We start from the raw sequence: 12775 nt of genomic DNA, 5'->3' as shown, positions 1-12775 counted from the left end.
ATGTTTCTATTTTTCTTGTATAATAGATTTGAAAGATCATACAACTTCGGGAGGGTAGCACAACAATGGATCTACATATTAAAACAAGATTAAGTAAAGCATTGGCAGATACCTCTATTACAGTTACTGAACTAAGTAAAACACTGGAAATTAATCGTTCCACCCTAAATAAGTTTTTGAATGGGGAAAGAGTCCTCGGCCTTGAAGAGCTTCTAAAGGTTCTAGATTTCCTTATTCCAATATACAGTGAAAGATACAATTTATTAAAAGCAATATCGTTAGAATACAAGACGATTCAACCATTAAAAACGATGCTTGAAATCGCAAGGTTAAATCGAGACCCTTCTTTCGAGAAGGAGATTATAAGTATTATTCGAAAAGCGTCAAAACAAAAAGACCGTGAATGGGCTGACTTTTACGAAATCTTCTCAAATTATCGTGAAGGTAAGGTAGATGGAGAGCAGTTTTATAGCGAAGTCATTTCATTCAAAACTCAATCAGAAGAACTACAAGCGTATCGTCAATATACAATTGCATTTTACTATCTAGTTATTGAAATGAATCCAGTAAAAGCAAAACTTCAATTAGAAAAGTGTAAAGATGCTATTTTCAATTTACCTGAAACTCTATTAAAAAAATGCTTTAAATATAAATGGTATGATCAAATGGGTACCCTGGTGATGAAAGTTGGTACACCAACGGAAGAGACTTTAGAGGAAGCAAGAAACTATTTCAAAAAAGCACTTGAACATTCGATACTTGATTTTACGAACTATCTAACTCGCTATAATATTGGTACTACCTATCAATATAATCAGCCGATGAAGTTTTATGAAATATTAAATGATGCATTAGAGTTTATAAAAAAGCATGGTATTACGATCCCTCATGAAGGATTTTACCGATCCGTGTTTTTACCCTTATGCCTTGTACAAGCTGAGGAATATGACAGAGTTGAAATTAATTCATTACACATCCTACCTAAAGCTCTCTATTACTCACAAAAAGGGAAGATTGAGGAGCTGCAAAATCTAATTGAAAATGCGGACAAAGAGGTTAGTGAAAATAGCTTTATTCAATATTGTCTAGGTTCTGTTAAAAAAGATATCCCGTTGCTTCTTAAATCCTTTGTGCAGTGTATTGAAGAATATGACCTCTTAACAGCACGATACCCAATGAACGAATTGCTATCGATGGGCTTTACACAAGACATGCTCGAATCAATCATCCAATTAAAATTCAACCAAGGTAGACTACAAATGTTCCACTAATTCTACAAAAGCCTTTTCCGGAAACACTGGGACGGTTCTAGACCCCTGAAAAAGTCCCTTTGTTTCCAAAAAACACGAATACTTCAAGATTCCCCACATTCCAACCAGCCCACCTCCTTCATACGTTACATACTCCCTAGAGATACGAAACATACGGGCCCTTCTCTCCTTTGAATACGTCATTTTCTCCTGTTCGATATGCTTTAAAGAATCGTTTATCTTAAAGCTACCGGCGGAATAAATAGGTAGCGCGCTTCCTTTAAGGAAGTATCTAGATGGAAATTAAGCAAATGACGTTTGAAGAAATAGTTGAACAGCACCAGCCTCTTGTGTTGAAAATCATAAATTCTCTATGTATTTATAAGGAACGCGATGTCTATCTTCAGATTGGACTTGTTGCTTTGTGGGAAGCACAGAAAAGATACAATCCAGATATGGGGGCCTTTTCGACGTTTGCCTATATAACAATAAAGGGAAGGATACAAACTTTTCTGACGAAGGAAACTACTTATTATGATCGTCATCAAGGGGTGAAAAAGGAAAGTTATTTTGATATCGTTGATGAGAGGTCTAGTATTTTACTAAATGAGGATATTCTTGAGATCTATTGCTCGGAGTTATCTGAGAACCAACGAAAGTGGGTAAAGGGTAAAATCATCGAGGACAAAACAAGTAAGGAGATTGCTTTAGAACATGGGGTTTCACTGGAAAAAGTTAAATCATGGAGACGCGAAGCAGTAAAGAAACTTCGAAAGACAATGATAAATACACTTAGCTAGAGGTTTTTAGTAGGTAGAGTAATAAAAACTCTGCCTATTTTTGTGCATAAAAAGAGAACCAGGTGAGTTAACCATCTCTCCTGATTCCCCAAAGTCACACAGTCCTTTTCATCTGCGTCGGTTCTTCCAACACTCTCACCGGCAGGGTTTGAATCGATTCTATGACACTATCAAGCTTCGTTTCAATACGATGCAAGAGATAAAATGTCACTAGAATCGGAAAACCTACTTCTTGAATGAATGGTAACCATTGCTCCATAAAAAATCCTCCTTCATTGTTATAAAGAAGGGCCAACCCTCGAAAAGAAAGTTGGCCCTATCACTTATGCTAATTCAACATCTACCACATTACGCTCAACTACGCGTGCGCCATGTTTTGCAACAAATCCACCACCTGAAGTGATGAATACATCATTAGTAATAATCGTATCCATTGCAGCTGCTAGTGCGATTGGATCAACTGGCTCGATTGGGTTTTCAATTGTAACTCTCGCAACTTTACCTTCTAAGTTCGTAAACTGCATCTCTAACACCTTCGCCATACATCTCTACCTCCTTTCTCTCTTATTTTTCACTCATTACGCTCCTAAAATGAAAGAGTCGTTTTTCTCGATTGTGTGAAGTGATAACGTTTGTAGACTTGCGATTGCATTCGCTACTGCAAAAAGCTGATCTGCTGTTGCTTTTGAATTGATGTTGTTGTAGCTTTTTCCTTTTAATAGCGGCTTACCTTCACTGTCAACGCCAGTTTCTAACACTAATCGAAGTTGTACATCTTGTAAGTATGTTTGTGCCATGTCTCTCACCTCCTTTCGCCCTAATTATATGGACGAGGGGAGTAAAAGGGGGCGTGAGTTTTATATTTTTTTTAAAAAAATTCTCAATCCTACAAATTTGTCCAAAATGTGACAGAAACACAGAACTATAAAAATTTTATACATTCCTATGCCCCCTTTTATACCACTCACTTATATAACTACTGCGAAAGGGTGGTGCAGGAATATGAATTTTAAATCTGCAGGTACAGAAAGCTTTAAGGAGCTTTCACAGTTTAGTAGTTTAGACGAGTTTAACAGTCATATTGAAATGTGGATGGTTGCGCATAAGCGCGAGTTTTCGAAGGGGGAATTAGCAGGGTTCAAGAGGTTAGTTCGTTTTACAGCAAAGTATCCTGGTGTGTGTAATGCGAAAATAGCTACCGTCTTAAAAGCGATTCATGAAGATTACAATGGACAAGGTATATCACGATCTACATTTAAAAGGATGATTCAAAAGGCAATCAAGTTGGGAATCTTTTGTGTATATGAAACGGAGCGTAAGAATGGATCACAGTCTAGTAATTTATATATTTTTAATCGTTTCCAACAAAATGAACCACCTAAAGTGGAAAAAGTGAACCACCCTGAAACTAGCAATCTTTCTGAAACTAACCAAAATAATATAACTACACGTAATGACGCGGAGCTGGATTACACCTATACGAATGACAGTGTTCCTAAACCTTTTGTGAATCTAGTGAAATCCTTTTTCCAAGATGCCAAGACAATCGAAGAATATTGGAAAATGACAAGCATAGCTGCGTATCAAAGTAATCGTGAAAAAGAACAAGAGACTGTACTTGAGCTTTCTATTGATTCCTTTAAGCAAATGATACGAAAAACGAAGCTATTTAAGGTTCATAATCCAATTGCGTATTACTATGGGGTTTTAACGAAAAAGATGGATGAATTGTATTTTGAGGAGTTATATGAGTTTGAGAATGATATAAACAGTGGGGGTATAAATGAACTTTCTCAGGATCATCCAAATTATTCTGATCTTACTCTTATGAGAGATTTGCTATTTTAGTTTGTTGAATTAGTAATGTTATTAGTTAGTGCCTTTCTACGAATTAATAAGGGGACAAATAAGAACGGCCTTGAACTCCCGATGAACGAATCCTATCACACCTTACAAAAGCAAATGCAACGAACAGGGGACTGTGTCTTAAAGTTTACAAAGCCGTTTCAGGAGATGGTGGTGTATCCTTATCAGAGGGTGTAGTACCTATGAATCTATTGGACCCTCAACTGTCCGTGATATATGACCTTTTCTAGTAATGTAGACATTTCAATTGTTAGGACAAAGTGTTATAGTACCTAATCATATTATTCACACTTTCTAAGTCTTCTCTCGTACTACACGACTCAACTAACTGTTTAATATTTTCTAATACTATAATCTGCTCTTCATACTTTGACTGCTTTTTATTTCTAGTTGCAACGTTTGTCTTTTTATCTGGGTTAGTTAAAATTAGCATTAGTAGCCGGTTTTTTGTTCTTAAAATTTCGTTTATAACATTTAAGAGCTTAGCCTTACCTTCATTATTAAAAAATAGTACTTTGTTCATAATATATTTTCCTTTCATGTATTTAAATCACCGGGACGTTTCTGCCGTTCCCCTTAAAATAGAGTGATAGAAACATCAGACTACCGTCCCAGTGTTTTTCATGGTAATTCCTAAATGAAAAATAAGTAAAATAGAGTGATCGACAGAAAGCATGTTCAGAAACCGGAAATAAATGAGTGAGAGTGTGGGCCTCACCATGGGCCTCACCATATTCTCCATCTATTTTTCGTGTTCATTAATAAATATGTATTTTGCGTTGATTTCAGGTAGAGATACACTATGCCCTAAAACTGCCGTGTAAGTTTTTAGACCTTGGACTGTTCCCCATATAGTTATGATGTCATTTTCGAGAATACGGTCTTCTCCATTCGACCGTTCATAATTTATGTATAGACCGTCACTCCAGATACCATATTCATCTCTACTAACATCAACGAGTAATGTCACTTTATTTCCCATTTCTGTTACGTAACTAACCTTACCTATGTACTCTACTCTTAAAGATTTGTGCTTATCTGGATTTCTAGCTAAATCTAAATATGGAATTTCCTTAGCCGAACTTATAAATTGTTCCCTAGTCTCTGTAACTGCCGGTGTACTCACAGGTACTGCATTTGTTTTTATACCAATTTGATTTTCATTAGAAGTAACATCATTTGTTGGACTTGTAGATATTGCTAAGAGAAAAAGCAAGATTACTGATGAACCACAATAGGCTAAAACCCTTCGTCGTGATCTATGAAAGACAGATTGGGGATTTACCAATCCAAAAAATAAGAGAATTAAGGATATAATAAATAGTAATAAGAAAAACACTGATGTTTTGTCTTGTGAAACTACAAGCCCTATACCAAATACTAGAGAAACAAATCCAATCAGTACAAACATTAGAATCCTCATTACCAACGCAAATGGACTTAATTTTACTGATGGAGCAGTTAAAGTAGTTGTTCTAATAGGTGTCTCTGATCTATTATTACCACCTACAAATTTTTTTTGAATATAGCTATAAACTTCTTCTTTCTTTTGCTCTTTTTCAATTTTCTCCATCTGCCTTCTAAATCGTTTTTGATTTTGATTCAACTAGGATATCCACCTCCTCTATCGATCTGGTAACTATCATTTTAAAAGCTTAATTTCCAAGTACTAGTATTCGACAAAATACTTATACAGCCTTCCTTTTTCTAACAAATTAGTACATTATTGTAGTTTCACTCACTCTACTAGGGGGGGATAGCTGTTAATGAAGCATCTCTACTACTTCTATAACCATCCCTCTGCTTTTCAAGTGAAACAAGGTTTTTCGGTAGTGATAGGCATGCAAACTAAATCTAACAAATAGCGAAAAAAACTACCCTACATATCTTAAAGAGGAAATTTGTTAACATTTTAGTGCTTTAGACCTTCCTTTCCAAAAGGTTCTCTATTATAGTTGTACTATAATTTGGAAGAGTAGGTTAAATTTGTGAAAAAAATTAGTATTTTATTAGTTTTACTAATGATTACATCTGGTATTTACAGTCCATCAACTATAGCAGAAAAATATGATGAAAATTTCTGTGATCAGTTTGAAGGTGTAAAGAAAATAATGTGGGAAGGGCTAGAATTAAGATTCGGACAAATTGAAAAACCTATAATCGAGAAGGACACTCCATTATTTAAATTAGATGGTGATAAAAAAGTATTTTCAAGAACACTAAGGGCTGGAGAATTTTATCGTATCTATTCTTTTAAACCAGGAATGCTAGATGTTGGTGGTGGCTATTTTGTTGATCGAGATCAAGATTTACGTATAAAACACCAAGTAAAACAAAATTGGCTGCTGTAGCATTTATTAATATGAAACAACCTTCGGGAGATCAAGTTCAAGACCATGGAGTCATTCTTGATTTGACAAAAAGTATCATTAGCTTTCAAGGTATCCCTACTGGTGGATTTCTAGCTTACGATATTGAAAGCAAAAAACATGCTCATATTCCAACTTATACTCTGACAGCTGCAGGTGATTATTATGCAAGCAAGAACGCTATTTTTGTAGAAGAATATGATTCTACTGTAAAAGGGAATACAATGAATCGCTATAATGTTCAACGTATAAACATAGAGGAACCAAAGGGGATTAATAAGGTCCTTGAAAAAGTTCATCAATTTGCTGTAGAAGGAAATTATCTCAAAGTAGATACATAACTTTAACTAAAAGAAAGTGGCACAGCAGTTTCATTTATTACTTTTCTATTAACAGCGGGATTCGGAAAAATTCTTTTAAACGTTTTAGATAGATGATAAATTATCCCTATGCCCCCTAAAACTACACATAATATATATAATATAAGGCTAAATTTGCAAGTTGGTAAGCTTAGTACCTCTAGTTGAGCATCTTGGGCTAAGGGAGGTAAAATGGAAGGAACCATTTACATCTATACCTGCAACAGAAAGCATTCCATCATCATATTAGAGCTGTTTGTCCACTTTTGAGGATTTCGATGCACAGGTAAGACTATTTTTCTTTTGCTCTGTGAGAGATAGGTTTATAACAATCTTCTGTTCCGACACAAATAGAAATCCGCAATAGGATTCCCTAAAAACCATACCAAAATGAAACTCACTTTTTGTAGGTCACAAAAGGTTTCCCTTTCACACAATAAAATAAGTAAAGATTCTAGGTATAGAGTCTTTAGGCAAGACTTTATAACTAGAATCTTTAATTTCATTCAAAAAAGTAGAGATAGTTAGGTTACTTCAAACGCATTCCTTTTAATCTCTACTTAAATGTAAATCTTGTTGATAATTTTAAAACAATCCCAAAATCCTTTTACTTTTTATCTGTTCAGGAAACTCTTTCAATATACTTTTACCTCCCAACGATAACTCTGCATTCTCTTGAAATAGATAGACAACACTCATACCAAACTCTTTCTCAACCAATCCATACGCTTCTCTCATTTTAAACGATCGACCTGTAAGATTATGAGCATCACTCGCCACAAAGTGTGTAAGATTCGCTTCTATTAATTGCAGTGAAAACTTCTTTATCTTCTTCCCAAAGTAGCCAGCTAAACTAGCAGCTGTCACTTGAGTACATGCTCCCTTTTTCACAAACTGGTATAACTTATCAGGATTCTCAATGATTTCCTGATTTCGTTCAGGATGTACAATGATCGGTGTGATTCCATTAATTTGCAAATCAAATAGTAACTTCTCTGTATATCTAGGGACATGGTTGGATGGTAACTCAATAAGCATGTATTTCCCTGCATCATTTAATGTAAGTACTTGACCGTTATTGTAGTCTTCTAGTAAATCACCGTAAATTCGTGGTTCTTGACCTGGTAGGATGGTTAGTGGGATTTGTTTTTCTTGTATAACTTTGTTTAGTCTAGCAACCTTATTTATGATCTCTTGTTTATAATTTACGTACTTCCCATTAAAATGGGGCGTTGCAATGATTGTTGTAATTCCTTCATCCACTGCAGCCTTCGCCATTTCAATGCTATCATTTAGGTCTTTCGCACCATCATCTACTCCATAGAGGATATGGCTATGAATATCTATCATTCTGTCAAAATCCCCCTCAAGTAACATATTTCGTTACTTTTCTCATATTATCATAGAATAATAAAGGAAAAATGGGTGTACTTTGTCGAATCATGACTTTTTTCACCCGCTTCACCCTTTTTTTTACAATTTATTTATTTTGCACCATAATAATAGTAATATTGGCTATCTTTCATCTTCTTATTATTTAGTACAACACCTAGTATCTTACCCTTGGCATTAACAAGAAGTTCTTTCGCTTTTATTGCTGCCTCATTCTCAGTTGTTCCACTTGACACAACTAAGACAATTCCATCACTTTTGTTCGCAAGAATTTGGGCATCTGTTACAGCAAGAACAGGTGGTGTATCAAAAATGACCATATCAAATTCTTCAAATACTTGGTTCCCTAACTGTTCCATTGAACGTGATCCAAGTAATTCAGCTGGATTTGGAGGAATTGGTCCACTTGGCAAAACATATAAATTTTCTTGGTGCGTTTCTCTAACAGCCATTGGTAGTGTTGTTTGCTTTAAAAGAACATTTGTTAATCCAACATTATTATCAACTCTAAATGTATAATGAGCCGTTGGCTTTCTTAAATCCGCATCGATTAACAGTACTTTTTTCCCTTGCTGTGCAAATACTACAGCGATATTAGCTGTTGTTGTTGATTTTCCTTCACCAGGACCAGCAGAAGTTACCATTAATGAGCGAATCTCTTGGTCAACTGTCGAAAACTGGATGTTGGTACGAATCGTACGGTATTGTTCAGAAATAGGTGATTTTGAGTTCGTCATTGTAATTAAGCTACGGTTCGCTTGTTGAAATTTTTCTCTTAATGTTTTACGCGCCAACGTTTTCACCTCTTACTCTGCTTTGTCTTTTTGCAGTGCTTGCTTGTTCTTCTTTTTCATGATCAATAACTGCAATTGCTCCTAATACTGGTAGTTCTAGAAGTTTTTCAATGTCTTGCTCTGTTTTAATTGTGTTATCAAGGAATTCTAGTAAGAAAGCTAGCCCAACCCCTGCCATAAGTCCTACGACCAAGGCAATCGCCATGTTTAGTGCTGGACGTGGCTTAATTGGTGTCGGCGTTTCTTTTACAACTGCTTCAGATAATACACTAACATTATCGACACTCATGATTTTTACAATTTCACTTTTAAAAACACTTGCTGTTGTATTAGCAATTGCAGCTGCTTGTGCAGGATTTGAATCTTGCACTGAAATTGAAATTACTTGTGAGTTTTTCTCTGCTGCTACTGAAATTTGTTTATTTAACTCCTCAGTTGTTAGATCTAAATCAAGTTCTCTTACAACAAGTTCTAATATAGCCGGACTTTTAATAATTACATTATACGTATTAACTAACTGTAAATTTGTTTGTACTTCATTATAGTTATATGCCTGTTGGTCTGATTTGGTTTGATTTACTAGAATCTGAGTAGAAGATTGATAGATTGGTGTTAAAAAGAAGTAACTAACAATCCCACTTGTCGCTGTAGCAATGACTGTTATTAATGTAATTGACCAAAGATGTTTTTTGATCGTCTGAAATAATTCTCGTAAGGTAATTGTTTCTTCCATAGTACCCTCCGCTATTTATAATTTATTTGAAAATATTACATTAGAATCAAAAATATACAAAGCTTATAATAATCTGTCTTTATCCTTTAAATCCACATTTCCTAACAAAACTTATTCCTTTTTGCTCCTTCGACAAGCAATGTCAAGTTTCGACACATGTTTTTTTACAATTAATAAACTGTGTGAAGAATTAATGTTTCCCTACACAGCTTTTAAATTTTATAAACCGGTTGCTACGATTGTAATGATAGCTCCTAATGCAAATCCTATTAACGGAAATGTACAGTACATAATGACACGATTTCTGTCTTTTCTTCTTTTAATTTCCTCGGTGTTAGCCAATTCATTATTATTCCTCCTCGTTTTCGGCAGCTGGCTAGCATAGGCACAAAAAAAGATCTGAAGCCCATACAGCTTTGCGTCATTACCTTTCAATAATTTTCCGTTTTCGAACACTGTTGTCAATACCTTTTAGTTTATCGACAATTTCGAGGGTTATTTATAAGACTTTAGAAATATTTTTGTAACATAGTTTTATACTATATGGTCTTGGAGTACATTTGAAGTGTTAGACTTTAGGATATCATTGCTAATAAAGGAGAATTTATAAACCGGAGATCAAAAAAAGAACAACCTTTACCCAACCGAAAAATGAGATCAAAAGAGGAATACTTAACGCGGTTCCCCATAGTAATCCTTTGAAAATACTTTGATTAACCCTTCAATTTGAATCCCCCTTCACCGTATAGATAATAACTAGTATTACCTATAAGCATAAAGGGTATTCCACGCTGATATTACAAATAACGTTTGCTATTTTGTGATAATTCACCATGTATTTTGTTTGTTTTTGTATTATATGTGATTAGAACTTTTTTTCCATTAATATACCTATAGCTAAATTAGAAGCTATCACTTATATTCTATTATGAAAGGAGCAGGATATTATGAATGCAAAAAAACTATTACCATCAATTTTATCTTTTTTCTTACTACTTAGTTTAGTGACACCTTCTATAGAGGTTTCCGCTGCAGTATCTCCAGCCTATGCTGAGAGTCTTGTTAAAATAGCAGAAACGAACGGGACTAAATTAAAAAAGCAAATATCATATGAATATAATAAGGCGTTAACGTACCCAGATATGAAGCTTTTCAACCAAACAAAGGATTCCTATGCCAAAGCATTAAAGGCTGTTTCTTCATTAAAGAATGGGACAACAAAAACAAATCTTCAATCAAGATTAGCTACTAATGTGAAGCTTCATATTGACCGTGCAGTGGCTTACATTGATGCACTTACAGGTGGTAAAAAAATCGAAGCACTTACTAAAGATTTAAGGCATCAAGTTGATAACGAAATCCTAATGCTTCCTCGTACGAGTGAGTACTACCATAAACTTTCGTTTGAGATTAGAAAGCAAGCTATTTTGCTTTACCGTGTATATGGGAAATCAACAAGGGATGCAATTTTAGCAAAATATAAAGCACCTGGTGAAGCAGTAAAAAATGAATTAGCTCACTTTGTGACTGTTTACGATTTAGTTCAATCAGCAAATAATGAACTTTCCTATGAGGAAGTAGATATTTACTACATTATTGATCTTTTAGTCGCTGCTAATGATATGTTATCAACAATTAAACCAGATCATGTTCAGATGGCATTACAAAGTGACATTGTTAAAATTGTTCAAGAGTTCAGTGCGATTTCTGAATATGAGTTTGAAGGCCCGATGTTCGACACTGTTTTTTCAGAAGACTTTTACCAAACATCACTTGTCGTTAATTTCGATATGATGACACATATTGAGAAAGTACCTTATGAATTAGAATCACCTTTTGTTTATAATCAAACACAGATTATCTCTTTTGAATTTATAGGATATGAATATACGGTATTTATTTATCCATATGATTCGACTCCAGGTGCTTCGCCTCGATTCTATATTTTAGATATTAGTTTCATTCAGTAATTTTACCAGGCCTCGTTATGCGGGGTCTATTGTGCTTGGCGAGTTTTTTAGTTTTCCATAGAATAGGACAACTTCTCTATAGCATAACCATAACTATAACCAAGCTATAAAGGAGTTACGCCTATGAAATTTAGAAGGAGAAGGAGATATAACAGAAGTCCTATACCTGCGCAACTGTTCATTATAGTTGTTCCCATTGCATTACTTCTTTTTGCTTTCTCTTATTTCAAATCATCACCTGAAACAGCTGCCGAGAAGACAGTGTCTTCTTTTTATCAGCATGAACAGAATAACGACTTTGCGAGCTCGTGGGAATTATTCCATCCACAAATGAAAACGATATTCACAAAGAGTGATTACATTCGCTACCGAAATCATATATTTGTCGATCAACTCGGCGCCAAAACGTTTGATTATTCCGTAGGTGAAGCCAAAGTTTTGAGCAACTGGAAAATGACTGAACAAGCGGAGTCTCTAAGTGAAGTATATGAAGTTCCAGTTACCCAAAAATATAAAAGTACGTTTGGCAACTTTACACATCAACAAAATATCTATGTGGTTAAGAATGAAGGTGAGTGGAGAATTCTATGGTCGTATGATTGATTGAGGAAGCGTGAATCTTCCTCTTTATTTAAAGTAATCTTGAAATGATATATTCGGCGATTATTTTATAAAACAAAGGATAGAAGATAACCACAACATTGGTATATAAAAGGACTCTAAAATAGAAACGATATGCCGCATATTTCATTAATAATGGGAGGAATGATGCAATAATAGCAACAATGGATAATGTAATAAAAATATACACTCCTATTGGAGTTCCGTAATTTGAAGTTAAGATGAAGTATCCGAATGTACCGTTGAATAGTAGTATGGTTAGTGCTATGAACATGCTGCTACCTACCAAGAATCCCTTCATTTTCAGCCCTCCTCATTTATACTAGCTTTCACTAATCATACACAAGGAATACATGAGTAGAAAGATTCGAAGTACTTAGGTACTTTTTCTTATCCATTTGCTTATAGATGCAGTTCTACGTTAAATAATTATTAGCTGCAATAACATGAATAGTTTATCGTCTTAATAAAATACAACTTTTTTTTATATTTTTGTTAGTTTTAAGTATTAGGTCTAAGTAATACTTTTATACTATAAAATTTCTCGACACACTTCTACTTAATTCTCTCTCCAAAAAAAGACTCAGTAAGACAAAAAGCATAAAAATTCAACATCTATTT

General features: G+C 34.6%; 17 protein-coding genes and 1 riboswitch. Of the genes, 7 read left to right on the top strand and 10 right to left on the bottom strand.

The features are described from left to right. The first annotated feature begins 65 nt into the window (after nucleotides 1-65). Both J2Z26_RS15210 and J2Z26_RS15205 read left to right on the top strand, forming a co-directional pair. Nucleotides 66-1271, top strand: a complete 1206-nt coding sequence (locus J2Z26_RS15210) for an AimR family lysis-lysogeny pheromone receptor (RefSeq protein ID WP_193534667.1) — start codon at nucleotides 66-68, stop codon at nucleotides 1269-1271. A gap of 275 nt (nucleotides 1272-1546) precedes the next feature. Next, on the top strand, nucleotides 1547-2050 hold the full coding sequence (locus J2Z26_RS15205; RefSeq protein WP_193534668.1) for a sigma-70 family RNA polymerase sigma factor: 504 nt from the start codon (nucleotides 1547-1549) through the stop codon (nucleotides 2048-2050). Between the two features lie 94 nt (nucleotides 2051-2144). Here J2Z26_RS15205 and J2Z26_RS15200 read toward each other — a convergent pair whose 3' ends face one another. The 3 genes from J2Z26_RS15200 to J2Z26_RS15190 form a co-directional block, all read right to left on the bottom strand. After that, nucleotides 2145-2309 carry a YvrJ family protein gene (locus J2Z26_RS15200; RefSeq protein WP_193534669.1) on the bottom strand — a complete coding sequence of 55 codons (165 nt, stop codon included), beginning with the start codon at nucleotides 2307-2309 and terminating at the stop codon, nucleotides 2145-2147. A gap of 64 nt (nucleotides 2310-2373) precedes the next feature. Then, nucleotides 2374-2592 (bottom strand): DUF2922 domain-containing protein, encoded by a 219-nt coding sequence (locus tag J2Z26_RS15195; RefSeq protein ID WP_193534670.1) that lies wholly within the window; start codon nucleotides 2590-2592, stop codon nucleotides 2374-2376. 36 nt (nucleotides 2593-2628) lie between these two features. Then, nucleotides 2629-2847, bottom strand: a complete 219-nt coding sequence (locus tag J2Z26_RS15190; RefSeq protein WP_193534671.1) for a DUF1659 domain-containing protein — start codon at nucleotides 2845-2847, stop codon at nucleotides 2629-2631. A 205-nt stretch (nucleotides 2848-3052) separates the two neighbouring features. Between J2Z26_RS15190 and J2Z26_RS15185 the strand changes: the two genes are divergently transcribed. Then, on the top strand, nucleotides 3053-3898 hold the full coding sequence (locus J2Z26_RS15185; protein ID WP_227413600.1) for a GNAT family N-acetyltransferase: 846 nt from the start codon (nucleotides 3053-3055) through the stop codon (nucleotides 3896-3898). Nucleotides 3899-4166: 268 nt separating this feature from the next. On the opposite strand, the gene J2Z26_RS15180 is transcribed toward J2Z26_RS15185, so the two are convergent. Both J2Z26_RS15180 and J2Z26_RS15175 read right to left on the bottom strand, forming a co-directional pair. After that, a complete protein-coding gene (locus J2Z26_RS15180; RefSeq protein ID WP_193534672.1) occupies nucleotides 4167-4439 on the bottom strand; it encodes a hypothetical protein in 273 nt (90 codons plus the stop codon). Nucleotides 4440-4658: 219 nt separating this feature from the next. Then, the gene (locus J2Z26_RS15175; protein WP_193534673.1) at nucleotides 4659-5522 is read right to left on the bottom strand and encodes a hypothetical protein; all 864 of its coding nucleotides are present in this window, start codon (nucleotides 5520-5522) and stop codon (nucleotides 4659-4661) included. Nucleotides 5523-5904: 382 nt separating this feature from the next. Here J2Z26_RS15175 and J2Z26_RS15170 point away from each other — a divergent pair, with 382 nt between their 5' ends. Beyond that, nucleotides 5905-6267, top strand: a complete 363-nt coding sequence (locus J2Z26_RS15170) for a hypothetical protein (protein WP_193534674.1) — start codon at nucleotides 5905-5907, stop codon at nucleotides 6265-6267. 11 nt (nucleotides 6268-6278) lie between these two features. Then, complete coding sequence (locus J2Z26_RS15165) at nucleotides 6279-6626, top strand: hypothetical protein (protein WP_193534675.1); 348 nt, start codon at nucleotides 6279-6281, stop codon at nucleotides 6624-6626. Nucleotides 6627-7229: 603 nt separating this feature from the next. On the opposite strand, the gene J2Z26_RS15160 is transcribed toward J2Z26_RS15165, so the two are convergent. The 4 genes from J2Z26_RS15160 to J2Z26_RS22315 all read right to left on the bottom strand — a co-directional run bounded on the left by J2Z26_RS15160 (nucleotide 7230) and on the right by J2Z26_RS22315 (nucleotide 9905). Beyond that, nucleotides 7230-7994: a tyrosine-protein phosphatase gene (locus tag J2Z26_RS15160; RefSeq protein ID WP_193534676.1), complete on the bottom strand. Its 765-nt coding sequence runs from the start codon at nucleotides 7992-7994 to the stop codon at nucleotides 7230-7232. A 134-nt stretch (nucleotides 7995-8128) separates the two neighbouring features. After that, complete coding sequence (locus J2Z26_RS15155; protein ID WP_406565544.1) at nucleotides 8129-8830, bottom strand: CpsD/CapB family tyrosine-protein kinase; 702 nt, start codon at nucleotides 8828-8830, stop codon at nucleotides 8129-8131. Continuing rightward, the gene (locus J2Z26_RS15150) at nucleotides 8820-9563 is read right to left on the bottom strand and encodes a YveK family protein (protein ID WP_193534677.1); all 744 of its coding nucleotides are present in this window, start codon (nucleotides 9561-9563) and stop codon (nucleotides 8820-8822) included. Before J2Z26_RS15150 ends, J2Z26_RS15155 begins: the two co-directional genes overlap by 11 nt. 219 nt (nucleotides 9564-9782) lie before the next feature. Continuing rightward, nucleotides 9783-9905, bottom strand: coding sequence for a hypothetical protein (locus J2Z26_RS22315; RefSeq protein WP_264467069.1), 123 nt, complete (start codon nucleotides 9903-9905; stop codon nucleotides 9783-9785). A gap of 22 nt (nucleotides 9906-9927) precedes the next feature. Beyond that, nucleotides 9928-10017: riboswitch (cyclic di-GMP riboswitch) on the bottom strand. Nucleotides 10018-10510: 493 nt separating this feature from the next. Here J2Z26_RS22315 and J2Z26_RS15145 point away from each other — a divergent pair. Next, complete coding sequence (locus J2Z26_RS15145) at nucleotides 10511-11533, top strand: hypothetical protein (RefSeq protein WP_193534678.1); 1023 nt, start codon at nucleotides 10511-10513, stop codon at nucleotides 11531-11533. A gap of 123 nt (nucleotides 11534-11656) precedes the next feature. Next, nucleotides 11657-12136, top strand: coding sequence for a hypothetical protein (locus J2Z26_RS15140; protein ID WP_193534679.1), 480 nt, complete (start codon nucleotides 11657-11659; stop codon nucleotides 12134-12136). 28 nt (nucleotides 12137-12164) lie between these two features. Here the strand turns inward: J2Z26_RS15140 and J2Z26_RS15135 are convergent, their stop codons facing one another. After that, the gene (locus J2Z26_RS15135; protein ID WP_193534680.1) at nucleotides 12165-12455 is read right to left on the bottom strand and encodes a hypothetical protein; all 291 of its coding nucleotides are present in this window, start codon (nucleotides 12453-12455) and stop codon (nucleotides 12165-12167) included. Nucleotides 12456-12775 lie beyond the last annotated feature (320 nt).

The sequence above is a fragment of the Cytobacillus luteolus genome, assembly GCF_017873715.1.
Taxonomy (GTDB): domain Bacteria; phylum Bacillota; class Bacilli; order Bacillales; family Bacillaceae_L; genus Bacillus_BV; species Bacillus_BV luteola.
This window is presented reverse-complemented; position numbering and strand designations above follow the sequence as displayed.